The organism is Flavobacterium urocaniciphilum (assembly GCF_900110615.1).
Lineage (GTDB): Bacteria > Bacteroidota > Bacteroidia > Flavobacteriales > Flavobacteriaceae > Flavobacterium > Flavobacterium urocaniciphilum.
The window spans coordinates 19,216-44,923 of record NZ_FOEI01000005.1; the positions used below are offsets into that span (position 1 = coordinate 19,216).

Genomic DNA, 25,708 nt, shown 5'->3' on the forward strand with positions numbered 1-25,708 from the left:
AGTAAAGAAAAAAATCGACGAACTATACGTTTTTCGGGTTTTGAAGTAAATTTATCTTATTTTGTAGTAATTCTATGTCCTTTTTAGACCTTTTTATACGATGTAATACAAACAAAATAACTCCGATAATTAAAATTATTATGAAAATATATACAAAATAAAACTTGTTTATTGATTCATCATATTTATCTTTTAACTCCGATTTTTTCTCTAATAATGAGTCGCTAATAGTTTTACGTTCTCTTTCTTTGATAAGTTTACGAGTCGATAAATATTTAAAATGGAATTCTTTGTATTTATCCCAGTTATTTAAAGCTAAGTAATTGTCTGAAAGCCCTTTGTATATTTCTTGATTTAAAATTAAATCATTAACATTTTTAGAAATAGTTATGGCTTCTTGTAGTGAATTAACAGCTTCATTATACTTCCCATCAAAAGTAAATACTTGAGCTAATCCTTTTAATGCAAATGCATGTAAACTCTTGGCATTTACCTTTTTAGCATAACTAATTGCCAATAAAAAGTTTTCTTTTGCTTTTGGATTATCTTCTAATAACAAGTAACAATTTCCTTTATTGTATTTAGCAATACTAATAGCTGAAAAGGCTAATTTTGACTTAGAAGCAATTAATTTACTGACCCCTTTATCGAAATATTCAATGGCTATATTACAGTTTAATTTCTCTTTATAAATAAATCCTCGAACTACATAATTCGATCCCAAATAATACAAAATAGAATCTTTTACTGGATGATTTAACATCAATTGTTCAGCTTGATCTAGATATTGTATCGATTTATCGTAAATTTTAAGCTGATGGTATTGAATCCCCATCTTATTAACAATCAATATCTTAAGTAAATCGTCTTTGGTTAAATGCAATAATTGATTTGCTTTAATTACGTATTCTAATGATTTTTCATAATCTCTTTTAGACGAATAAGCATCAGAAATTAATTTAAAGGCTCTAATTTTATAATCTACATTGTCTTTTGCATCTTTAACAACTTGATTACCAATACGAATTGCCGCATCTGGATCATCATACATCATTAAAGTTCCGTCTTTAATTCTTTTATCAAAAGCCTTATTTCTTTGAGCATTTGCAAAGAAACTACTTCCTAATGCAATAAAAATCGTTAGGGTAAAAACTACTATTTTCTTATGTAAATATACTCCTATCATATCGCAATAGCTTGTTTTTCTTCTTTTAATAACTCGATAAAAGTAATAGGAGAAATTCCCGTAATCGATTTAAAAACCGTTGCAAAGCTACTGTGTGATGCAAAACCACAATCTTCAGCTAAATAACTGATTTTATAATTCATATAATTAGGATCCGATTTTAACTTATCTACCAAATAATTGATTCGTAAAGTATTGATATACTTATTGAAATTCATATTATAATTGGCATTGATAACTTCAGATAAATATTTAGTATTAGTATCAAACTGACCAGCTAATACCGCTAAAGAAATGTCTTTATTGGTAAATTTTGTAGTAGTTTCAAAACGTTTCAATTTCGCTAAAATGCCTTTTTCAGTTTCATTAGGAATATGAATTCGTTTATTTAATTCTTTAACAATAGTTTCTTTTTCTTGTACCGGATTAATTAAATTATTTCTTGTAATTTCCAGATAACGAATGATTTCATCTAAGTTTTTCTTTCTTTGAAAATTACGCCACCAATAAAACGCACCCAATAAAATAACAATAGAAAACAATCCAATACTTACATATAAAGCATTATAATAAACACTTTTATCTTCTTCAAAATCAGCAGCATATTCGTCGCTTAATAAATTATAAGCTACGTTTGTTGCATCTTCTTCTGCAACATCTGCCTCATGATTGATTTTATTGAAATCTTTGTTAGTTAATTGATAATTTGTCGCATCATTTAATGCTAAATAATTGGCAATCTGCTGACTTACAATTGTTCTCTTTAAAGAGATATTTGTAAGTATTTCAGCATTTTTTAAAGATTCATCTAGTAATTCTTTTACTTTAGAATGGTTTTTTTCTAAAAAGTAAATGGATGTTAATCCGACTAAAGCATGCGTTTTAGCAAATAAATTAACAGGATTAGATTGCTCTGAAATTTGAACAGCTTGATTATAATTTTCCTTAGAAAGTTTTAGATTTTTCTTTTCTAAATACAGTTTTCCTAGAGTTATCGTTTTCCAAAGTTTTACTTCTGATTTAGAGTTTGCATTTAACTTAATTCCTTCTAAAACGTTAATCGCATCATCAATTTTTTCTAATAACATCAAATGTTTCGCCTTCTCTATCAATAAAAAAGCAGTTGCATCTGATGTAATATTTCCTTTATTATTTTGAATTAATAAATCACAATTTTTAATTTCTGATTCAGATTCTTTGTATAAGTATAAATTTCGTAAGATAGTCGACTTAATAAGCTCAACTTCAGCTTTATCTGAAATAGACAGATATTGATTTAACCTTTTTTCTTCAAATAATGATTTTAATGAAGAACTCAAATCGCCTTTTGCTAAATAAGCTTTAGCAATTAATAAATTAACTTTTGCTTTATTTTCGTCAGATGTAGTTGGGTTATTAAGTAAATGTTGAGCAATTATTATAGCTTGGTTGGGATTAGAATACATCAATTCTTCCACTTCTTTATCTAAATTAAGCTTCTGAATTGAATTTTGCGCAAAACTCGATATACTTATTAATCCGAAAATTAATGTATAAATCGTTTTACTTTTAAGTTTTTTTTTCACCATACTACTACTCTTAATGACAAATTTTAAAAAAAAATTCTATGCAACAAATATATTCTTTAAATGTATGAAAAAAAACCATAAATGGTAACAAGTTGCATTTATTTTGTTTAATTATTTAAAACGATAAAAATAAGTTATTTAATACTTCAATGCAAGTGTAAAAAATAAGAATTTTTCTACTTAAAATTAGTCTTTAATTTTACCTTAATATGATCTCCTTTTAAGTTTATTCTATTCGATTTTTTTGTAAATTTGATAGTACTTTTATTCAAACAAATTAATATTTTAAACCTAAAATTATGCTCAATCAAATATACGAAACCTGTGAATACATCATCAAAAAAACAAATTTCAACCCCGAATTTGGTGTCGTTTTAGGCTCTGGATTAGGTAATTTTGTAGATGATATAAATATTGAATTTACACTACCCTATTCTGAAATTCCAAACTTTCCTGTTTCAACAGTTTCTGGTCATAAAGGCGCATTAATATTCGGAACCATTAACAATAAAAAAGTTGTTGCAATGCAAGGTCGATTTCATTATTATGAAGGTTACAACATGAAAGAAGTGACCTTTCCCATTCGAGTTATGAAACAATTAGGCATTTCAAAATTAATTGTTTCTAATGCTTCTGGAGGTGTAAATTCAAATTACAAAGTTGGTTCGATTGTATTAATTAAAGATCATGTAAATATGTTACCAGAACATCCTTTAAGAGGTTTTAATGACGATCGATTAGGGCCACGATTTGTTAATATGAGCGAACCATACAGCTTAAAAATGATTAAAAAAGTAAAAGAAATTGCTCAAAAATTGAATATTGAAGTGGAAGAAGGTGTATATATTGCCTTACAAGGTCCAACGTACGAAACTCTTTCAGAATATAAAATGATTAAAAATATTGGTGGCGATTGTGTTGGAATGAGTACCGTTCCGGAAGTAATTGTTGCTCGTCATATGAATTTAGAGACTTTTGGAATATCTGTAATAACTGATATGGGAACTGAAAACAATATTGTAGAAGTATCTCATGAAGAGGTTTTAAAAGCTGCAAAAATGGCTGAACCAAAAGTTAGAGCGCTTATTAAAGAATTGATTATCAATTATTAATCATTAAAAAAACCTGTAAGTGACTCTTACAGGTTTTTTTAATTCAATTATTCAATTTATTCATTTATTTTTCTACAATTATAAAATCGGAACGACGGTTTACAAAATGTTCCTCTTCAGTACATTTTACTCCATTACTGCATTTATTTTTCAAACGCGTTTCCCCAAAACCAATGGCACTTTCAATACGATCTGAAGAAATTCCTTTAGAAATGATATAGGTTTGAGTCGATTTTGCTCGTTTATCCGACAAGGTTAAATTATACAAATCTTTACCTCTTGAATCGGTATGAGATTCAATTCTAATTTTAACTTTCGGGAAATTATTCATTACAAAAACTACTTTATCTAACTCAGCAGCAGCTTGTGGTGTGATGTCCCATTTATCATAATTAAAGAAAATTGGATTGATGTCAATTTTCTCATTTCCATTATCTTTCACAACAAAATCTTCTAAATTATTTAGTTTGAAATCTACATTAATTACCTCTCCGTTTTTATCCAAAGTAGCTACTTCTTTTTTCTCTGTTGAATGATTTGGTTTTGAAGCTTCCACTTTATAGGTTCCGTTACAAGGTAAAACAAATTCAAATTTACCATCTGCCGGAGTTGTAAATTCATTTACTAAATCGCCAAATTCATCAAAAACCTTAACTGTTGCGCCTTCAATAGTACTATTAGATTTTGAATTTCTAACATTTCCTTGAACAATTTGATTACATTCTTGTGGTTTTTTAGTGAAATAATAAATATCATCATCGCCTTTTCCAGAATCTCTATTGGATGAAAAATAACCTGTTTTTAAATCTGCATCAATAATATATGAAAAATCGTCTTTATTACTGTTAATAGGTTCTCCCAAGTTTTTAGGATACGAAAAATCTTTTCCATTATGTTTGCTTTCAAAAACATCTAAACCTCCAAAACCATAATGTCCTTCAGAAGAAAAATAAAGTACACCATTATTATAAAAAGGGAACATTTCTCTACCAATTGTATTAATTTTTGGACCTAAATTTACAGGTGAATTCAATTTTCCATCCGAAAAAACTTCACAAACATAAATATCTGTTTCACCAAAACCACCAGGCATATCAGACACAAAAAACAACCATTTTCCGTCAGAACTTAAGCAAGGATGACCCACACTATAATCTAAACTATTGAAAAACAAACTCTCTGTTTTAGTCACTTTATCATTTTCTAACCAAGCTTTTATGATTTGAAAATTGTTAGTTCCAGACGCGTCATTTTTCAATTTATTACGTTTTAAAGTATTTGTGGTGTAATAAAATGTTTTTAAATCGGCAGCAAAAGTTATCGTTGCATCGTGATAATTTGAATTTACATCTTCTAAAAATAACTTTTGGTTAAATAACGAACCATTTGTTAAGTTTTTCTCAGCCTCATACATAGCTAAAAACGGCTGTTGATTGTAGGAATACAGTTTAGTTTCATCCGTATTATTACTCGAAGCATAAATCATTTTTGTTCCGAAATAGGTGGCTCCAAAATCGGAATTTGGACTATTTATTTCTAAATTTCGGATTTCATATTTTGATTCTTTTTTAGACAAACTATCCAAATATTTTTGATTATTGGTAAACTTCTTAATTTGATCGCTTACTCCTTTTTTCTTTAAAAACTCTTTGGTAATGGTATTGGCAGCCTCATAATCTCGAACACCTCTTAGTGCTTGAGTATAACGAAGCATGTATAAATCCGTTAAATTTTGTCCTTGAACTTCATATAGTTTTTGATACCAAGGTAACGCCTTTCTCATATCATTCATATAATAATAGGTATCAGCTATATTTGTCATCGTTTCAATTGAAGGACTACTATTTTTCTCTAAATACTCTTCATATAATTTAGCAGCTTCAACGTAAGACATGTCTTTAAACATTTTGTCGGCCATTTTTAGTTTTTGTTGTCCGAAGGTTATACTCATAACAACAAACATTCCTAAAGTAAATAATTTTCTCATATGTATCAGTATTAAAAGAAACGAGGTGATTTGATTACAGTTGATTTTTGAGGTAATTGATAACGAAGAATAACTTCATGTGTTCCGTCATTATATTTATTTAGTGGAGTTACAGTATAATCAAAAGAATATCCAATGAAGAAATCTTTGGCAAATTGTAATCCTAATAAAGCACTTACCGAATCATCCATTCTATATGAAGCTCCTAAGGTTACTTTTTCTTGAAGTAAGAAATTAGCTGAAAAATCTGTAGATAATGGCGCACCAGAAACCGCTTTCACTAAAACTGATGGTTTAAATTTTACCTCATCAGACAAATCGAAAACATATCCTCCAATAAAATAATAATGTAATTTATCTGAAACTACCGATTCTTGAACATCATCATAATAATCATATCGTATAAAACTAGGAACAGATAAACCTACATACCATTTATTAGCATACAAATAGGCACCTGTACCAACTGTTGGCATGATTTTATTATCAATATTATTATTTAACAACACATCATTACTGTCGTAAAATCTACCTTTAGACCAATCAATATTTAACATCCTTGCTCCTGCTTTTAAACCAAAAGCCAGTTTTGTTTCAATTCCTAAATCTAATGTATAAGAAAAGTTTCCTACCAAAGTTTGTTCGCTAGATGGACCTAAATCGTCACTAATAATATTCAATCCTAATCCTATTTTTTTATTTGTTAAAGGAGAATGCAATCCGAAAGTTCCTGTTTGAGGTGCTCCATCAATATTTACCCATTGTTTTCTAAGAAGTAAATTTGCTTCCAAAGTCCCAACTGAACCTGTATAACCAGGATTTACCGTTATAGTATTATACATATACTGCGTATATTCTGGATTTTGTTGCGCCATAGACAGCAGTCCTGAAAAGGTTAATAACAACCCTAATAATCCCTTTCTATTTGATATATTTTTTCTCATTTTCTTGAAATTTAATAGTTATTATTAATCTTAACGCATGATAAATACCCAACCTGTTTTTATTCTATTATCACTTTCTCCAGTTTCAAAAATGTAATAATATGTTCCTGTTGGTAATACACTTCCGTTAAAAGTTCCGTTAACATTTGAAATACCTTTCCAAGTATTTTTATAGTATTTAGTTTCATAAACTAGATTTCCATATCTATTATAAATTTCAAGTTTATTATTTGGGAAAAACTCTGCACATTTAATGTTGAAGAAATCGTTTGAACCATCTTCATTTGGAGTAAATTCATTATATACAATTAAACATAATGGGTCAGTTGTTACTCCTGCTACATCGCCATCATCTGGATCATCTTCATCTGCACTAATAATTTCAGCAATATTCAAATAATCTCCTTCCATTAATACAGTAGCTGTAATTAATAATGTGGCACTTTGATTAGCAGCTAATGACGGAATGTTCCAAATTCCAGAAATAGGATTATATGTACCTGCTGAAGTAGTTGAACTTACGTATGCATATCCACTTGGTAAAGGTTCACTTACTACAATATTTGAATAAGATCCTAAACCTGTACTTGTTACAGTAATTGTAAACACTACATTATCGTCAACGAAAGGTGTAGGATTATCTACTGTTTTTGTGATTGATAGGTTAGAACACATACCTATAGTTACATCTAAATTTGCTGTATTAACTAAACTACATCCGTTACTATCATTATAGGAAACACTTACAGAATTAGTTCCCGTTTGTGTCCATTGCACCGTAATAAAATTATCATTAACGCCACCTCCACTGACTATAACTGCACCCGTACTTAATGTCCAAACATAATTTGACATTCCAGCTTGAGTAGTATATGTGGTATTAGTTAGAATACAATTATTTGAAGAATTTTCTGTAATTGTTGCCGTATTGTTTTCCAAAAAGTTAACTGTAATTGCTAATCTTGTAGCGCTAGTACAACCTGATACTGGATCAATTTGTAAAGCATAATAAATTCCTCCATCAACCAATGGTGTAGTTGTTGATAAAATGTTTCCATTTGTTAAAGCATCATACCAAACAATATTCGATTCATTAACTTGTAAATTAGCAATAGTTGGATTAGTTATTCCACAAAAATCTTGAGATGCATCATTTGTAGTTGCCATTGGAACCGTTATTATTGTTGGAGTAATTGCTGTTCTTGAAGCACTTGAACATCCTGAAGCACTGTCTGTAATACTCGCATAATAGGTAACTCCACTTACTAATGTTGTGGTTGCAGGTAAAACATTTCCATTAATTGGAGCATCATACCAAATTACACCTGTTTCATTTACTTGAAGTGAAGCAATTGTTGGATTGGTAGTTGCACAAAAATCAGGTGTAGCATCAGTAGTTGTTACTAAAGGCACTGTAATTACAGTTGGAATAACTTCCAATCTAGTGGCACTTGAACAACCTGAAGCACTATCTGTAACACCAGCAAAATAAGAAACACCATTAACTAGTACAGTAGATGTTGCTAATACATTTCCTCCTACCGCTGCATCATACCAAATAATTCCTGAAGATGGTGTTATAATTAATGAAGCTAATGTTGCATTTGAAGTTGAACACACATCTGGAGTTGCATCAGTTATTGTTGGTGTAGGAACATTTATTATTGTTGGAATAATTTCTAATCTAGTTGAACTTGAACAACCTGAAACAATATCTGTAATCGATGCAAAATAAGAAACTCCATTTTGAAGAACTGTTGAAGTTGGTAAAACTGTTCCACCTATTGCAGCATCATACCAAATTATACCTGATTCATTAACTTGTAGTGAAGCAATTGTTGGATTGGCAGTTGCACAAAAATCGGGTGTAGCATCTAAAGTTGTTGGTGTCGGAATTGTAATAATTGTAGGAGTAACTTGAAGTCTAGAAGCACTTGAACAACCCGAAATTGGATCTGTAATTCCAGCATAATAAGTTACACCATTCACTAATGGAGTTGAAAGTGGTAAAACAGTTCCATTACTTGGAGCATCATACCATATTATTCCAGATTCATTTATTTGTAAGGAAGCAATTGTTGGATTGGTTGAGGCACAGAAATCTGGAGTTGCATCTAAAGTAGTTGGAGTTGCAATTTCTATTAATTGAACAGTAACACTTTTTAAAGTTCCCGGTATATTTTGACAACTCGTATCACTACTCATCGCAACATAATAGGTATATGGACTATTCAAAGCTGTTAATCCTGTAATAGATAAGGTTCCATTTGGCAATATATTATAGGTTACACCTGAAATTGTCCCATTTGTTATGGGTTGCGATACATCATTAGTAAAAAACCAAGTATATTGTGGATTGGCAAATGTACTTGATGGTGATAATGTAGCAATAGTACCTAAACAAATTTGAGCATTATTTGCTGTAATATCACCTGATGTAGAAAATGGTAAAATGGTAAAAGTAATTGCTGTTCTATCTGGAAGAGCTGTTCTACAAAATTCATTTGAACTTACTCCTACATAATATGTATATGTTCCTGGCGCTAACCCTGTTAATTGTAACACATTTGTGTTTTCCCCAACAATTAAAGTTTGATTAGTCCCATCAAAACTGTACCAATAAAATATTGGGTTAGTCATCACAGGAACAGTATTCAATTGAGCCGTTAGTGTAACATTACCAGTTGAGCTACAAAATGTAGTATCATCATCGGCATTTACCACAATATCAGATATTGCACTAATTGGCGAAAATGGTTTTACAACAATAGTAATAGGTGTTCTCGACAATACTTCACATCCACTTCTTACAGGTTGAATATAATATGTGTAAGTTCCTGGTGTAGTATTTGCAGGTAAAGTATAGCTAATTCCAGTTGTAATTAAATTTCCACCGGTTGCAGCATCATACCAATTATATGTAGTACAAATATCACTCGTTAACGTTATAGTTGCATCTTGACAAACTTCTATCGAATCATCTACACCTCCAACAATATCAATATTTGCTTCTCTTTTCACATAATGAACTCTTAAGAAATCAAGCATATTTAAAGCACCACCTAATCTAATTTTTACTCGATCATAAGGCGGTGATGATATTGAAGAAATAAATATTGCTCCATCATTTCCTCCGTTTAATAATTCTAAAGATGCAGCAGATCCATCAGCTATAAGTAAATTTCCAACAGGAGTATCACCCATATATCTTTGCACAGTAAATCCAGATAAAGCACCTACATTTAAAGTAGAACCAGGTTTTTCTAAAAATATTTTTAAAATATCTGTTGGTTGAGAAACAGTTCTAAATTTTACCGTAAGTTCAGCTGCCGATAAAGCTCCTACTCCATTATATAATGTCGCATAACTAGCATCACTATTATCAACTGCATTCCAAGGATTCACTACATTAGTTGTATTTGTAAGTACACCAATCCCTAAATCGAAAACACCATGAAATAGATCTTCAACATCGCCTGTATTACATATAAAAGGAGTAATTACTTTATTGTAATATGCTTCATAAACTTTTGCATTTTGCGAAACACTTACTGTTGATCCAACAATAATTCGAACGCCATCATAAATTTGAGGTCCAGAAAGATTACTTGGTACAAAAGTATATTCAAAACAATTATCGCCAGGTAAAAGATTTACTATACTTCCTGAAAGGGGTTGGATAGTACCTATATCAACTGGAACACCCATACCATTTCGTTTTGTTCCTACAACTGAAATAGCGCCAATTAATGTTAATCCGCTGTATTCTGTTCCTAGTTTTATTGAAACTGGAGTTCCAGCTGGAATTGCATCATTCCATTCTAATGTTTGCCAAGTTGTTCCAACACCTAATGCTCCTATCCCACTTGTAATTGTTGAATGTGATTGTGGGTTTTCATCTATTGCATTGGCATTATTAATAACTCCTCCAGTTAATATTGAATTTGATGATTGAGTATCAGCATACACACGAGTTGTATTTACAAAACAATCAGTCGGACTATTCACAATAACAGTAGCTATTCCACTTCTACTACAAACTCCATTATTAGCAATTGCAGTAAATGTATAGGTTCCAGAATTCATAAATGGTCCAGCAATATTCGATGCTAAAGCGTTTCCATTAGAATCATACCATGTTATTGGAGCATTTGAAGTTGCCATTAAAGTTACACTATCTCCAACATTAGCAGTATAGCTTGATGGATTAATGTTTAATGTTGGTGATGGATTTACGGTTACATTAACCGAAGAAATAGCAGAAATACAACTATTAGGAACTTCAGCTTGAATATAATACGTTCCACTTGTTTGAATAGCAGCAGCTGCACTTGCAGAAATAACATTCATACTACTATCATAAAAAGTATAAATAGTATTTCCAGAAGTATCAAAACCAACTATTGCATCGGCTAAATTAACGCTAGTACAATTTGTTAAAGTTGGAGTTACTGTTAAACTTGTTTGAACTGGAGAAACAACTGTAATTGGTAAAAGTGTTCCATTTGCATTTTCACAAACACCATTTACTTCAATTGCAACATAATATGTAATTGGAGTGTTAGTGGTGTTTAAACCAGAAATAGTTAAGGCACCTGTACCGGCATCTTTAACATAAGAAATTCCAGGATGTCCTGAAAAACCTGTTGTAATTTCTTGTGTTTTATTTTGATCTGTATAATAATTAAAAGTACTATTAGTAATAATTGTAGAAGGTTCTATAACTACAATTCCTGAACATGAAGCCGTCATCGTAGTATTGCTTACAGTAATATCAGAAGCTAAAGGAACTGAAATAAAAGTTACAGTTATTGGCACTCTTGATGATAAATTTGGACAACCAATTTTTTTAGCGGCTACATAATAAGTAGTCGTTGAATTTAAAACTGGTGTTGTATAACCAACATTATAAGCTGTTACTGCTATTGGTGAACTACTTGTTGAAGAATCATACCAAACCAATTCATTATCTGAAGATGTATTTGCTAATAACGTAACCGATTGACTTCCGCAAATTGATATATTTTGCGAGGCTAAAGCAATTGTTGGTGCGGCCGGACTTCTATAAATATCATAAATACGTAATCCTTTTACAACATTAAGTTGAACTAAAGAAGAAATAGAAATACGAACCCTGTCAAAAGCTTGACCTGGTGAAATAGGAATAGTTGCTTTTTGTCCATTACTTAATAGTCCGATTAAATCTAAATCTAAAATAGTTCCTATATCATAAGTATAAACAACAGTTGTTCCATTTAAGGCTTCAATCTTTATACCATCTGCTAATCCTAAATTTAAAATAGATGGATTATCTAATTGTAACGTTAAATGAAATTGATCTGTTGGATTTGAAAGAGAACTAAAATAAATAGTTTGATTGATAGTTCCAGCAACTGCTAATAATCCTAAACTAATGTTAGAATAAGAATTTACATCTGTATCAATAGCACGTTGCGGATTGGTAACTCCAGCATTACCTAATCCAATTAAATCAAGTGTTCCTCCTGAACCATCAAAAGAAGTAGCAAAAGCAATATCACAACTATTCGTTCCTTCAGTATAAAAAGCGTTATACACTTTCATACTATTTGATGTTCCCACTAATAAAGCATCTGTGTGATCAACAATTTCAATTCGGTTATAGCTTTGATTAGGTGTAATTGCAAAATAATAATTTCCAGCTGCATCTCGAATAAGTTTACCTGCATCAGAAGTAAAATTATTCTGACTTGAAAAAACACTAACAGATGTATTATTGTTTTTAGCCGCAATAGTAAAATAATGATTTCCTAAAACAACTGTTCCTAGTAAATCGGCTAATTCACCACCCAATCCACCACCAACTAAAGCATTCAAAACATCTTGATCAAAATCAATTTTAACATAAGACGTTTTTCCAGCGGGTAATGTTGTAGGGAATTCGAGTTCAATGGCTCCATTATATGCTCCAATTCCAATTGCAACACCTCCATATGAATTTAGTGTAGCAAAAGTGTTGTCGAAAACTGCAGCATTTCCAGCATTTGTAGCATGACTGGAAGAAACTAAAACATTTGCATTTACGAAATTAACTTGAGCACTTACTTCTGTTTTACAAAATACTAAGAACAGTACTGAAAAACAGAAAACACGGGTAAGTTTCTCTTTAAAAGTAGATTTACTTTTCATAAGCTAAAATTTAATTGTTGAACCTAAAATGTAAGAATGATGATTTTCACAAAGATTTTTTAACTCAAAATCCATTTAGAAATTGAATCAATTTTGATACAACAAACTATAACTCGGGGCTTGTTAAAGTATGTTTAAAGAGCAGGCTTTTATCGTTTTTAGATAAAGTCAATCGAAATTAAAAACAATTGTTAATGAATTGTTAAAATTTATCTACATTTCTAACCAAAATAACACTGGTATTTATATTTTTAACGTTGTGTTATTAAAAAAATATGAAACAGTAGGAACGAAAGACATAGTATTTTGGTAAACAACTAACATTTACCAGGTTACAAAAATTTTAACAATTGTTTATTTTATTGTTCAATTGAAATTTTTAGATTGTGATTGTGAAGTGAATTTTTAAATTTCAATCGGAAAACAAATGTTAATTTTCAGAAATTTTTTTTTAACTGTTTGAAGATTAATAAATAATTTAAGACTCTTTTTATTATAAAAAATCAAAAACTAAAAAGTTGTATATTAGCAGCTTTGATTTTTTTGTGTTTTTTGTTATGTTTATTAACTAATTATAAAAAAGTGTTATAAATATTATTGAAATAAGAAAAATCAAGCTCTATAATCGGAAAAATTAAAACCTACTGTATTCGCAAAACATCAAATAAACAGCCCAAATGTTCTTATTTGTCGTAAATATAGTACAGAAATTTATATTATGCAACAAAAAAATGCACAAAATGCGACAAATATTTTAATTAGATTGAAAAATCATTTAAATATTAACACCGACTCGAGTCTTTCGGAGTTTTTAAACATCAAGCCGAATACCATTTCTAGTTGGAAAAAACGCAATACCTTAGATTATAATAAAATTATTGAAAAATGTTTAGAGTTAAATATTGATTTAAATGCAATATTTAATGAAGAAGCGGAATCAGCACAAGAAAATAGCACACCTATAATCTCTAAAGATTTAATTTATCAATACACCAGTGGTCATTTAAATGATACATTAGATCGTTTACCAAATATGAAATTACCCTTTTTGGAAAACAAAGAATCTAGGGTGTTTCAAATTGATATGTCGATAATTGATCCGTCATCTAACAAAGATTGTTTTGCCATTTGTGAAAAAACAGCATTAGTCAATATTAATGAAGAAGATATCATTATAGTAATTAGTAATAAACTTGGTTTCTTTGTAACTAAAATAAAACGTTCATCTACTGATGCAGCGAAAACGATTATTACAATGGCAGACGATTCGCCATTTAAAAACAACTTCTCCATTTCAATAAAAGATATAGATGAAATATGGAAAGTCAACGGAATACTTTCTTTAGTATAAAAAAAGAGCAATAGAATTTCTATTGCTCTTTTTGTTTACTCTAATATCTCAATTCGCATTGCTCTAAGAAAATCTTCATGAGGTTGTAGCAAATTAATCCCTTCTTTTTCTTCCAAATTGCCATCATGATTTACATTATCTGCTAAACCACACCAAGGTTCAATACATATAAAAGGCGCATTACTTTTAGTCCAAATTCCTAAATAAGGAAAATGATCGAAATTGACTTTTACAATACTTTTATCCTTCTTTTTAAGTGTAACTTCATTAGACTTTAATTGTTTAAACACTAATGCATTCACGTCAAACAAATCATAACTCAAAGAAATTTCATTGTCCATTGAATTTACAATTGATGTGTTTCCATTAAAACTTTCCTGTTCTAAATGATGTGTTTCAAAATGATCGTCTTTATTAAATTGTAACGAATAATTATTTACATCGCCTTCAATAGCAAACGCCGGATGTGCACCAATAGAAAAAGGTAAAACTTCATCGGATTGATTTCGAACAAAATATTCGATAACCAATTCGTTCCCCATTAAAGTATAGGCAATGAATAATTTAAAATTAAAAGGATAAACAGCTTTAGTAGCTTCGGTTTCATTTAGCTCAAAAATAACTTGATGCTCGCTTCTTTTATCATATGTGAATTCCATATCTCTAGCAAAGCCATGACGCGACAATGAATATGTTTTTTCATTATATGTATAACTGTCGTTTTTTAATCTACCCACAATTGGAAACAACACTGGAGAAGTTCGGTTCCAATAGTTTTCATCTACTGTCCAGATGTAATTTTTTTGATTTTTTACTAATGTTACTAACTCTGCTCCTATTGTATTAATAGTAGCTGTTAGGTTTTTATTTGAAATTGTGATTATCATACTATTATTCTTCTGAAATTCCTTTCCAAGTTCTAATTGTTTTCGACATGAAAAATATTAAAACTATTGATAAAATAAAATTTAATGAAAACATTAAAGAAACATTATCTCGAAACATTCTATAAATTGAATCACGAACATTTGGTTTATAAACATATATGTAATCTCTATAAACCTCTTCAGCAAAGAAATATAAAAAAGGGATAAACATTGGAATAGACCAAATACAAATATTAATTGCAATTTCTGAAAACTGCTTTTCTGATTTACGATTCATAATAAATAATAAATAAATCCAAAATACTATAAAAGAAACTAAAGATAATAAAGGAAATAAAAAATCGACTTTTCTAAAAACATTTGAAAGAATACCGAATAAAATTGCTAAAATTCCGAAAATAACAATTGAAATAAACCATTTTTTAAGTTTAGAAATTCTAAAGGTAAATAATAAAATTGCTAACATAAAAGCAACACAGTTTAGAATTAATACTTCCGTTAATCTAAAATATCGATAGGAATAAGCATTTGAAATTTTTCCATACTTATCTCTCAACAAAATATGTTCTAAATAAAATTTAGAATATTTAACATTACTACTATTTAAATAATTCTCATCAAAAATATATTTATCCCTCACAACATATTCATCATTATTATAATAGTAATCGTAATGATTAATATAATAATCCTTATTCTTTTGTTTTTCTACATTATATGTATATGGGAAAATTAAAGCGAAATTTTTTAATTTAGGTTGCTTAACAACCGCATTATACCATGTATTTGCATCAAGATTAGTATGTAAATTATGTTCCTTAATTAGATCTAAATATGTTGACATAAAATTTAAAACTGCACTTTTATTAGATATTACATCTCTTTTTAATTTTATTAAACTTATAGAATCTTCTTTGAAGGAATTTATTTCAAACTTCAAACTACTTCTGTTTATTAAAGAGTATTTATCGTATTTCTTATTATCAAATAGTACATAATCTTTTGTTACTATTTTTTCATTATCTCTACAAACTTCAAAAACAGAATCATTTTTTGCCTTACTTTTATAAATCATTCCCATTTTAATAGAATCTAATTCAGTTGATTCAAATGATCCATCTATAAAAATTTCAGCTAAACTTAAAATTTCACATCTCTTTTTAGCTTCTTCATAACTATAATAACTTCTATTATGTAATTGAATTCCTGTTTTATAAATTATATAGAAATTGAAAAACAAAACGAAGATGATAAGTATTTGTAAAAATTCGAAGAACAATGCATTTTTACTTTTTATGTAAAATGCTTTAAAAGAATTGTTTTTAACATAAAACCAAAACCAAATTAATAATATGATTGCGGTTAATATAAATCCAAAACCTAAAACTTCATCATCATTATTTCCATAACTATATTCACCGGTAAAATCTATAGTCCCATCATAATATCCAATAAAGAAATAAATAATGTTCATAATAATTCCAAGAATTACCATTGGAATAAATTTAGTGTTCCACAATAATGGATATTTTAGCAATAGTTGCTTTTGTATGTTTTTAAACATATAATATTATTTTACGAAAAATCTTCGTGTTGAGTTAGTAATATTTCTTAAGTAAGTCACTTCTATTTGTTCACTGATTAATGTTTTCATGAACATAGAAATTGAAATTTCAATTGGGAAAGTTGCAATTAAAGTCCCGCCGTTTTGTTCTAAACTAAGCAAACCGATTTTGTTTAATTTTTCATTTAAAACACTAATGGTTTCGGCGGTTTCAAACTCAACAATAAAATGTTTTTCTTCTATAGTATCTTCAACAAGATTTCTTTGTACACCTTGCTTTAAAAACACTACCTGATTAGATGTTTTTTCTACTTCGTATAATTGCTGCGAACTCAATACAATAGCAATTGGTCGGAATGGTGAATTAGCAATATTTCTAAAATCATCTAAAACGGTTTGTTGTGCTAAAATGTCTAGGTTAGCTAAAGGTTCATCAATTAATAATATTTTAGGTTTACGAAGAAGCATTCTTGCTAATTCGAAACGCATTTTATAACCCGATGATAATCCTTTCCAATTATAACTTCTGAATTTTCTTAAACCTAAACGTGTAATGACTAAATCTACGACTAAATTATTTTCTTCTGGTTTGTAACCATAGCAACTAGCAGTAAATTCTAGGTTTTCGTACATACTTCCACGCCAAGTATCAGTTCTTTGTGGAATGTATACTAATTTCGTGCGTAAATCGTATAAATCATCGTAATCAAACTTGTAATTGATTTTTCCAGATGTTGGATGCAACTCACCACAAATACTACGTAACAATGTGGTTTTTCCGTTTCCATTCTCTCCTACTAAACCTATAATTTCTCCTGATTTAATATCTAAATTAATCGGACCTAAACTAAAGTTTGAATTGTAAACTTTCTTCAATTCATTAATTGAAATAATAGTTTGATGTGGTTTTATTTCTTTGGAACCTAAAGTTAATTTCAAGTTATTTAATAAATCAACTAATTTCTCTTTAACTTCGGGTGATTCGTGATTGGAATCATACCAATTTAAAAAAGCAATTGTTTCTTTATAATGTAGTATATCTTCAGTATCTAGAGTAAAATCTATTATTCTTTTGATTACTTGCGGATAATTTTCAAACTGAAGTAATTCTTGCACTTCAGCCAATTGTTGTTCGAATATTGTCATTTATTATTTTGTAAACTCTTTTTAAGATGTTGTAATCAACAGAAAATTTAATTTTATTATTATTTAACTATACTATAAAACTGAAATACCTTACTTTTTTTTCTCAATAAATTTTACAATTTTGTGAGACATAGCATTAAAACAATTTGTTAATGGCTTTCCAGGATTAAATGATTGTTCGCTATCTACAGCAAAAAAATCAAATACTAAATCTGAATGCACAGGTTTTGTATCTCCTAAATTCCAATTAAACTCTTTTTTTTCTTTTGTTAATGTATCAACAATATTACTTTTCAATTTAAGATTAATATTAAGTTGAATTCCATAGTTTCCAGTACTCATTCCGTTAGAATCTAACACATCAGCTTTTACTTTGTCAATTTGATAATTAAATTCATCAATAATCAATACATATTTTGCTTTTTTATTAACTAATTTAATTTTCTTTTTACTAAAATCAGCGATTAATAAACTATCAATCTCACCATTTAATTTATAATCTGAAATAGCAATATTGAAATCTGAACTTTTAATTAATTGAACTTCTGTCTCTCTTTTTAATTCTTTATTATAAAACAATTTATTTGTTGTTGAAACACAAGAGGTCAATAACAGTAAAAGAAATATTGTTCCAAATTTCATAACTTAATTTATTTTGTAAACTCTCTTTTTAATATACCGTAATGAACTGAATCCCAAAATTTCCCTTCGAAATATTCATCTTCTAAGAAATGCGCTTCTTTACGGAAACCACTTTTTATCAATACTTTTTCTGAACCAATGTTATCAGGATCAATAACAGCATCTACAGAATGAAAACCAACACTATTGAAAGCAAAATCTAACATTGTTTTCACCGCTTCAGTAACAAAACCCATGCCATTAAATTCTGGTAAAATCATATAACCAATTTCCGTTCGATGGTTTTCGGGTTGCGTTCTATAAAAACCCATAAAACCAATTATTGTATCCGTTCCTTTTAGACAAACGCCCCAATTGATATCGGTATTTTCATCAATTTTTGTATTCATCATTTGGATCATGGCAATAGCTTCGTCTTCATTTTGTAATAACGGACGAGGAATGTATTTCATGTTTTCCGGATTACTTCTTAATTTAAAAACTTCAGGAGCATCCGAATCTTTTAGTCTTCTAAATACTAAACGTTCCGATTCTAAATTTGGAAACGGATTAAAATTTATTGATAACATGTGTTGTATATTTATTGTTGATTGATTTTAAAAATGGCTTTGTCCTGACTTCTACTAAAGAATGCGAGCATACATATTGCGCCAATAGTTGCTAATAACATATCGGATTGAGTATCCCAAATATAACCTTGTGTTCCTAAAAAAGCATCGCCTCCTTCACCTGTACAAATAGAAACCCACCATTCGATCCATTCATAGGCTGCGCTTATTGCTAAGCATATAGAAACAATAATAAAATTGAAATATCCTTTATTTGAAATGACATTTTTCCTGATGAATAATTCACGAACAATCATAGCCGGAACAAAACCTTGAGCAAAATGTCCCACTTTATCATAATTATTTCTAGATTGATCAAAAACTTCTTTTATCCAATCAAACAAAGGCACTTCGGCATAGGTATAATGTCCGCCTAAAAACAATATATAGCAATGAATTAGTATGAATAAGTACGTGAAATTGGTAAATTGAAACTTCTTAAATGTAAAAATTAAAACTATTAGTCCGATTATAGCTGGAATAACTTCCAAAAACCAAGTAAAATACTCTTTAGGCTGAATGGCTGAAACTATTAATCCAACAAAGAATAAGAGTATATAAATTTTTAATGTTTTCATGATTGGATTTTTTATTTTTTCTTGATACTTATCCCTTTACCCTATTCGCTCTTTACAGGTTCTTCAGTACTTTTTTGCAAGTTTTTCTTCAATAACTCTTTAGCTTCTTTTTCGCTTTTAATATCTTGTAAAATCCAATTTAATTCAGGATCAATATTGTTTTTTCGATCTTCATAAGTAGGAATAATTTCTTTATCAGGAAAAATTCCTCGTCCTTCCATTTCAGATGTTTTATGAGAAGCACTTACTAAAGCTAAACCAATTCTTAAATTAACTTTACTATTAGGTAATTGCACTAATGGCATTTGAGCAGCAACAGTTCCGTTATAAGCTCCACCTGTTTCTTCTCCAACAAAAAAGGCGCGTTTCGTTGATTTTAAATTCGAAGAAATGATACTCGAAGCAGAAAAACTTCCACCATTTATTAATACATAAATTTTTCCTTTAAAATTGTTTGGCTTTGGTTTATTTTCTTTTGAAAATGAGTTGGAACTAATATACCTATCACCTTCTTTTCGTACTTTTAAATAATTCACCGAATAAAAAATTGGAGCAGCTACTATTTTGAAAAATTTTACAACAGGTCCGCCACCTTTAAAATAATCGGCATGCAATTTACTAGTTCTAGAAACCACTTCATATTCATCAATAAACACATAAGGCTTATCTACTAAATAGCTATACAAATATTCAATTTCCATTAATCGACCACCTGGATTATTTCGTAAATCGATAATTAAGTTTTGAGTGCCATTTTTAGCTAATTCATTAAATGCATCTTCATAAAATTTTTGAAATCCACCATTGCTAAATTGTTTAATTGTCAGTAAAGCAGTTATACTATCATTACCAATATATTTTAAATCGCGCGTATTGGTTTTAGTATCTTTATTATAACCATGCTTATTCCAAATTTTATTGCGTTTTTTAATTTCAGCTTTAGACAATTTAACTTTACTTTCTTTAGTATTGGTTCCGAAAGTATCTCTTTTAATTACATATAAAGAATCCTTATCACCTTGTCGGATGACTAATTGTAAACTATCCTGAATTTTACCTTTATCAATAGTATAAAACGTTCCGAAATATTTTCCTAAATACCTGTTGTAAAAAGTTTGATTATAACCATCAGAAGCAACTCTCCTTTTATATTGTTCAATTAATGTTGTTGGAAATTCATTATTGATAGAAAGGATTTCAGCCGCTTCTTTAATAGTAGTGTGTCGCGAACGATTTTTTAAAATGATTAACTTGTTATCAATAAATTCTAATTCTAATTGATTGAAAGGAGATTTTCCTCTTTTTTTTAGTAATTTAAGTTCCTTTTTAGAAAGTTTTTTTAACGTAGGAGAAATTCCTAAATGTCCTTGTCCGATAGAACGAAGAACCGGACTTAACTCTTTATAAAACGCTAAGCCTGTCATGGGTTGTTTGATCGTTTGCTTTAAACTATCAATTTTATAGTCTAGTTTTTCTTTAGAAATATACCAATATAATTTTGGGTGAAGTTGTTTTAACTTCTTATAAGAATAATCTACATCTTTATGAAGTTTTTCAACAGGAATAGGCTGCTGTAATTGATTATTGTAGGATTCAATAGATTGACAAGCCGTTAAAGCTAAAAAACAAAATGTTATTAAAATGGATATTTTTTTCATCAAAATTAGATTATATAACAAATCTAATTAATTATTTCAACGAATAAAACAACTTACAAGTTTTTTAACACCACACATCATACCCATAGCGGATAATCATTATGCAAACTACAAAAAGAAATATTTTTCTAATGAATTCATTGCCTTTTAAGATGGCCATTCGAGAACCAATTATACTTCCAATTACATTTGAAACTGCCATAATTAGTGCAATTTCAATAATATAATTTCCTTGTGAAATAAAAACATAAAGTGCCGAAACGTTAGTTACACAATTAATCACTTTTGCATAGGCAGATGCTTCTAAAAATTCGAAACCTAATAAGGCTACAAAACCTAATACTAAAAAACTTCCCGTTCCTGGCCCCAAAAATCCATCGTAAAAACCTATTAATATTCCTAATAACAATCCGAATAGATATTTCTTTTTTTCGGTTAATTTTTTTGTGGGAATAGTGCCAAAATCTTTCTTTTTAAAAGTATAAATTGCAATAGCTATTAATACAAAAAAGATAAATGGTTTTAGAAAATTAACATTAATTATACTGACTAATTTCGCACCAATAAATGAAAACAGGAATGAACTTGTAGCGGTAATTGCTAATAATTTCCAATTGAATTTGATGCGTTTGGCATATTGAACTGCAGCTATGGAAGTACCTGATAGTCCGGCTATTTTATTGGTTCCAAAAGCTGTAGGAATAGAAGAATTTGGAAATAAAATCATAAATGCTGGAAACTGAATTAAGCCACCACCACCAACGATGGCATCAATAAAACCAGCAAATAAAGACGCAAATGCAATAATAAATAATATAGTAGTGTCGTGTTGTGCGAAAAGTTCTAGTAGGTTCATGCAGTAAAATTAAAAAAACCGACTAAAATTTAGTCGGTTTCAAAAAAATAAATTTATTGTTTCTTCTTCAATAGGAATGCTCCAACTACTGAATAAATTAAGGTGAAAACAATTCCTAATGGTAAAATTTCCATGTATGTTAAACCGATAACTCCAAAAGGAGATTCATAAGCTTTTTTATAAAATTCCATTTCTTCTTTAGCTTTAGATAATTCGGCTCCAGATAAGTTTTTCAATGCAATTTCGCTATATTTTTCAATAAAATCAGGGAAAATATTATAATAGATAAATAACCAAACTAATACATATATAGTAGAAGTAATTAATGTGATTAATAAACCTGTTTTGAATGCTGCTCCAAAACTAATTTGATCATTATTGGCTTTTTTCTGTTGTAAAATCCCAAATAAAACAAAAAGAAATGCAACTATCATACTTCCGAAACCTAAAGCCATACTTGGTTCCATATTTGGATTTTCTTTCATTGAATACGTTACATATCCCATTACAGCTGAAACAGCTAATCCGCCATAAATACCATTCTTTAAAATAATTTTATTCATAATTAAAAGTTTAAGGTTGTAATCAAATATAATGAAATTAATTTAACATTTAACCTATAAAACTATACAGGATTCTTTACTGCAAGATTAATTTAACATCAAAATATTTATTTCTCAAATTGCGCATTTTTTTATTGACTTATATTAATTTTTTATATATATTTACCTACATAAAATATAATTTGTAACATTTAAATTGACAAATTGAGAATATTTTAACATTTCATAATAATATCGTGTTGATAATTAACCAACGTTTGTACGAATAAAAAATCTTTACAAATAAGTTCATTTAAGAGTATTTCATTCTGTTTAATCATTAAATTTTTTGTGTATTGAAAAAGTTTACTTTTTTCGTTTATCTAATTACAATTTCTGCTTTTGGACAAGTAGGGATAAATACTGATAATCCAAATTCAGATTCTTACTTAGAATTAGAATCAACTGATAAAGGATTGTTAATTCCAAGGTTAAATCTAACAGCATTAAACAATCCTTCACCACTTACCGCACATGTTGCTGGAATGTTAGTGTATAATACTGGTTTTTCAGGAACTATGGACAATATTGTTTATCCTGGTTTATACATTAATAATGGAACTAGTTGGGAACGATTAGAACCTAATACTACTCAAATTGGAGAAGTGAAACATAGTTTTGCTACAACTGATCATGATGGTTGGTATCTTTTAAACGGAAGAGCCCTTTCAACGCTAACTCCAACTGCTCAATCTGCTGCATCAATTTTAGGGTATGGATCCAATTTACCAGATGCTACCGATCGATTTTTAAAAACAGTAGATACTTCAGAATCGGTTGCCATTCAAGGTGGTACAAATACATTTACTTTAAGTCAAGCACAATTACCTAATGTAAATTTTAATGGTTCAACAAGCAATGATGGCGGTCATACACATCAAGTAGACAGCTATCAAGGTAATCAGAATGTTGGTTTATTATCAACAAGCGCTTTAACACTTTTTACAATATTAAAAGTGGCAGAAAACGATCATGTTTCAACAATTAACAGAACTACTAGCACTACTCCATCTCATGCCCATACGGTTACAGTAAATTCTGGCGGAACAGGTGCTGCTGTTACTCGAGTTCCTGCTTATTTATCAACCAATGTATTCATCTATTTAGGGATTTAAAATTCAAGATTATGAAGAAAATTATTTATACCATATTATTTGCATTTCCATCTATACTGTTTGCTCAAGTTGGATTCGGAACTTCAACTTTAAATGATGATTCGGCTATTGAAATCGGACCAGATAATTCAACTAAAGGACTATTATTAACAAGAATTCATTTGGTTGACTGTGCTACTCCTTCCCCATTATCAGCACATGAAGAAGGAATGATTGTTTATAATTTAGCTACAAACGGAAGCGGTGCTTTGAGTGTAACTCCTGGTTTTTATTATAATAATGGAAGTTTTTGGGTAAGATTAGATACTAATCCGACTAAAATTGGAGATATAAAATACAGTTATGCACTAAACGATCATAGTGGATGGTATTTACTTAACGGAAGAGCATTATCCTCTTTACCAATGAATGCACAAAATGTAGCAAGTAGTTTAGGAATGTCAATTAATTTACCCGATGCGACAAATAAAATTCTAAAAGCTAAAGGCGCAGAAGCTCTTTATTCTACTGGCGGATCCAACACAACTTATCTTACTCAAAATCAACTACCAAATGTGAATTTTACTGGTAGTACAAGTTCAGATGGTGATCATTCACATTCTTTTGGTGACAGGTATCATTCAACAGATGAAGACTTAAATGTTGTAACCTCTTTATTAGGGATTTTTGGTGCAGTTGTATTAAATATTTTAGATACTAATGTGGGAGATAAAGATGAAGTAGTTTCAGGTGATACCAGTTCTACTGCTGGTAATCATACTCATACGGCAACTTTAAATTCAGGTGGTTCTGGAAATACATTACCTGAAGTGAGTTCTTATAAACTCAATGCTTTTGTTTATTTAGGTAAATAACAAATCAACAAAAATCTAACACTAAACAACTAAAAAAAACAATTATGAAAAAAATCACATCTTTATATATACTTCTACTTTCAAGCATTAATGTATTTTCACAAAATGTTGGAATCAATACTAGTAGTCCAAATAGCAATGCATTATTAGATGTTCCTTCAACTAATAAAGGAGCATTAATGGCAAGAACTCCTTTAACAACAACAGATTTATCATCTCCATTATCCACTCATGTAGAAGGAATGGTGGTTTATAATACGACTAATAATTTGAGTTCCATTCCGGTTTCCGTTCAGCCATCCATGTATTATAATGATGGTACTCAATGGGTATTAATGGGACCAACAGGAAGAAAAATTGGAGATATAAAACAAATGGCAGATTCTAAAGGTGATCATGAAGGTTGGGTTGTTTTAGATGGTAGATTAATAACTTCGCTTTCCTCAATCCAACAAATCAATGCAACAGCTTTAGGATTTAGTGGTAATCTACCTAATGTTGCAGATACCTACATTAAAGCTACAAATGGAGTTGGAACAGGAAATACAAATTCTGGAAATACTTTTCGCTTAACTCAAGATCAATTACCGAATGTGAATTTTACAGGAACTACTTCAAGTAATGGCGCGCACAATCATACATATAGCGATACCAATACACCATCAAAAACAATTGGATTAGCTACAAATGTATTAGCATTACTACCACTTTTAAATATTGTTGTTGCTACTCCAGATAATCTTTCCGTTTATTCAGGAACAACGGCAACTGATGGTGAACATTACCATTCATTATCAATTCCATCAGGTGGAAATGATGCTCCAATTACACAAAAACCAAAATATTTAAGTGTGTATACTTATATTTATTTAGGAAAATAAA

The 25,708-nt window shown here is 29.4% G+C and carries 19 protein-coding genes; 5 read left to right on the plus strand and 14 right to left on the minus strand.

Annotation, left to right across the window (positions count from 1 at the left end):
• Positions 1–22: 22 nt before the first annotated feature.
• The gene (locus BMY86_RS09410; protein ID WP_091468178.1) at positions 23–1,186 is read right to left on the minus strand and encodes a tetratricopeptide repeat protein; all 1,164 of its coding nucleotides are present in this window, start codon (positions 1,184–1,186) and stop codon (positions 23–25) included.
• Entirely contained in the window at positions 1,183–2,754 is a 1,572-nt protein-coding gene (locus BMY86_RS09415; protein WP_091468181.1) for a helix-turn-helix transcriptional regulator, read from the minus strand. Before BMY86_RS09415 ends, BMY86_RS09410 begins: the two co-directional genes overlap by 4 nt.
• A 299-nt stretch (positions 2,755–3,053) precedes the next feature.
• Here BMY86_RS09415 and BMY86_RS09420 point away from each other — a divergent pair, with 299 nt between their 5' ends.
• Positions 3,054–3,866 (plus strand): purine-nucleoside phosphorylase, encoded by an 813-nt coding sequence (locus BMY86_RS09420; RefSeq protein ID WP_091468186.1) that lies wholly within the window; start codon positions 3,054–3,056, stop codon positions 3,864–3,866.
• A gap of 64 nt (positions 3,867–3,930) precedes the next feature.
• Here BMY86_RS09420 and BMY86_RS09425 read toward each other — a convergent pair whose 3' ends face one another.
• The 3 genes from BMY86_RS09425 to BMY86_RS09435 are packed head-to-tail and all read right to left on the minus strand — an operon-like array spanning position 3,931 to position 12,965.
• On the minus strand, positions 3,931–5,853 hold the full coding sequence (locus BMY86_RS09425; protein ID WP_091468189.1) for an OmpA family protein: 1,923 nt from the start codon (positions 5,851–5,853) through the stop codon (positions 3,931–3,933).
• Between the two features lie 11 nt (positions 5,854–5,864).
• Complete coding sequence (locus BMY86_RS09430) at positions 5,865–6,797, minus strand: PorP/SprF family type IX secretion system membrane protein (protein WP_091468193.1); 933 nt, start codon at positions 6,795–6,797, stop codon at positions 5,865–5,867.
• Between the two features lie 30 nt (positions 6,798–6,827).
• Positions 6,828–12,965 (minus strand): Ig-like domain-containing protein, encoded by a 6,138-nt coding sequence (locus BMY86_RS09435; protein WP_091468195.1) that lies wholly within the window; start codon positions 12,963–12,965, stop codon positions 6,828–6,830.
• Between the two features lie 718 nt (positions 12,966–13,683).
• Here BMY86_RS09435 and BMY86_RS09440 point away from each other — a divergent pair.
• Positions 13,684–14,316, plus strand: a complete 633-nt coding sequence (locus BMY86_RS09440) for a helix-turn-helix domain-containing protein (RefSeq protein ID WP_091468197.1) — start codon at positions 13,684–13,686, stop codon at positions 14,314–14,316.
• Positions 14,317–14,351: 35 nt separating this feature from the next.
• Here the strand turns inward: BMY86_RS09440 and BMY86_RS09445 are convergent, their stop codons facing one another.
• The 9 genes from BMY86_RS09445 to BMY86_RS09485 form a co-directional block, all read right to left on the minus strand.
• A complete protein-coding gene (locus BMY86_RS09445; protein ID WP_091468199.1) occupies positions 14,352–15,203 on the minus strand; it encodes an aldose 1-epimerase family protein in 852 nt (283 codons plus the stop codon).
• A gap of 4 nt (positions 15,204–15,207) precedes the next feature.
• Entirely contained in the window at positions 15,208–16,767 is a 1,560-nt protein-coding gene (locus BMY86_RS09450; protein WP_091468202.1) for a hypothetical protein, read from the minus strand.
• A gap of 6 nt (positions 16,768–16,773) precedes the next feature.
• A complete protein-coding gene (locus BMY86_RS09455; RefSeq protein WP_091468204.1) occupies positions 16,774–17,913 on the minus strand; it encodes an ABC transporter ATP-binding protein in 1,140 nt (379 codons plus the stop codon).
• Positions 17,914–18,003: 90 nt separating this feature from the next.
• Entirely contained in the window at positions 18,004–18,555 is a 552-nt protein-coding gene (locus tag BMY86_RS09460; protein WP_091468206.1) for a hypothetical protein, read from the minus strand.
• An 8-nt stretch (positions 18,556–18,563) separates the two neighbouring features.
• On the minus strand, positions 18,564–19,124 hold the full coding sequence (locus BMY86_RS09465; protein WP_091468208.1) for a GNAT family N-acetyltransferase: 561 nt from the start codon (positions 19,122–19,124) through the stop codon (positions 18,564–18,566).
• An 11-nt stretch (positions 19,125–19,135) separates the two neighbouring features.
• A complete protein-coding gene (locus BMY86_RS09470; RefSeq protein WP_091468211.1) occupies positions 19,136–19,741 on the minus strand; it encodes a DUF2238 domain-containing protein in 606 nt (201 codons plus the stop codon).
• A gap of 41 nt (positions 19,742–19,782) precedes the next feature.
• Complete coding sequence (locus BMY86_RS09475) at positions 19,783–21,399, minus strand: S41 family peptidase (protein ID WP_091468215.1); 1,617 nt, start codon at positions 21,397–21,399, stop codon at positions 19,783–19,785.
• Positions 21,400–21,463: 64 nt separating this feature from the next.
• Positions 21,464–22,255 carry a sulfite exporter TauE/SafE family protein gene (locus BMY86_RS09480; RefSeq protein ID WP_091468216.1) on the minus strand — a complete coding sequence of 264 codons (792 nt, stop codon included), beginning with the start codon at positions 22,253–22,255 and terminating at the stop codon, positions 21,464–21,466.
• 53 nt (positions 22,256–22,308) lie between these two features.
• Complete coding sequence (locus BMY86_RS09485; RefSeq protein ID WP_091468219.1) at positions 22,309–22,818, minus strand: DUF4199 domain-containing protein; 510 nt, start codon at positions 22,816–22,818, stop codon at positions 22,309–22,311.
• Positions 22,819–23,153: 335 nt separating this feature from the next.
• Here BMY86_RS09485 and BMY86_RS09490 point away from each other — a divergent pair, with 335 nt between their 5' ends.
• From BMY86_RS09490 to BMY86_RS09500, 3 genes are read left to right on the plus strand one after another with little or no spacing between them, the layout of a single operon-like run.
• On the plus strand, positions 23,154–23,972 hold the full coding sequence (locus BMY86_RS09490; RefSeq protein WP_091468221.1) for a hypothetical protein: 819 nt from the start codon (positions 23,154–23,156) through the stop codon (positions 23,970–23,972).
• Positions 23,973–23,983: 11 nt separating this feature from the next.
• Positions 23,984–24,826 (plus strand): hypothetical protein, encoded by an 843-nt coding sequence (locus BMY86_RS09495; protein WP_091468223.1) that lies wholly within the window; start codon positions 23,984–23,986, stop codon positions 24,824–24,826.
• 44 nt (positions 24,827–24,870) lie between these two features.
• Complete coding sequence (locus BMY86_RS09500) at positions 24,871–25,707, plus strand: hypothetical protein (RefSeq protein WP_091468226.1); 837 nt, start codon at positions 24,871–24,873, stop codon at positions 25,705–25,707.
• The last annotated feature ends 1 nt before the right edge of the window (position 25,708 follow it).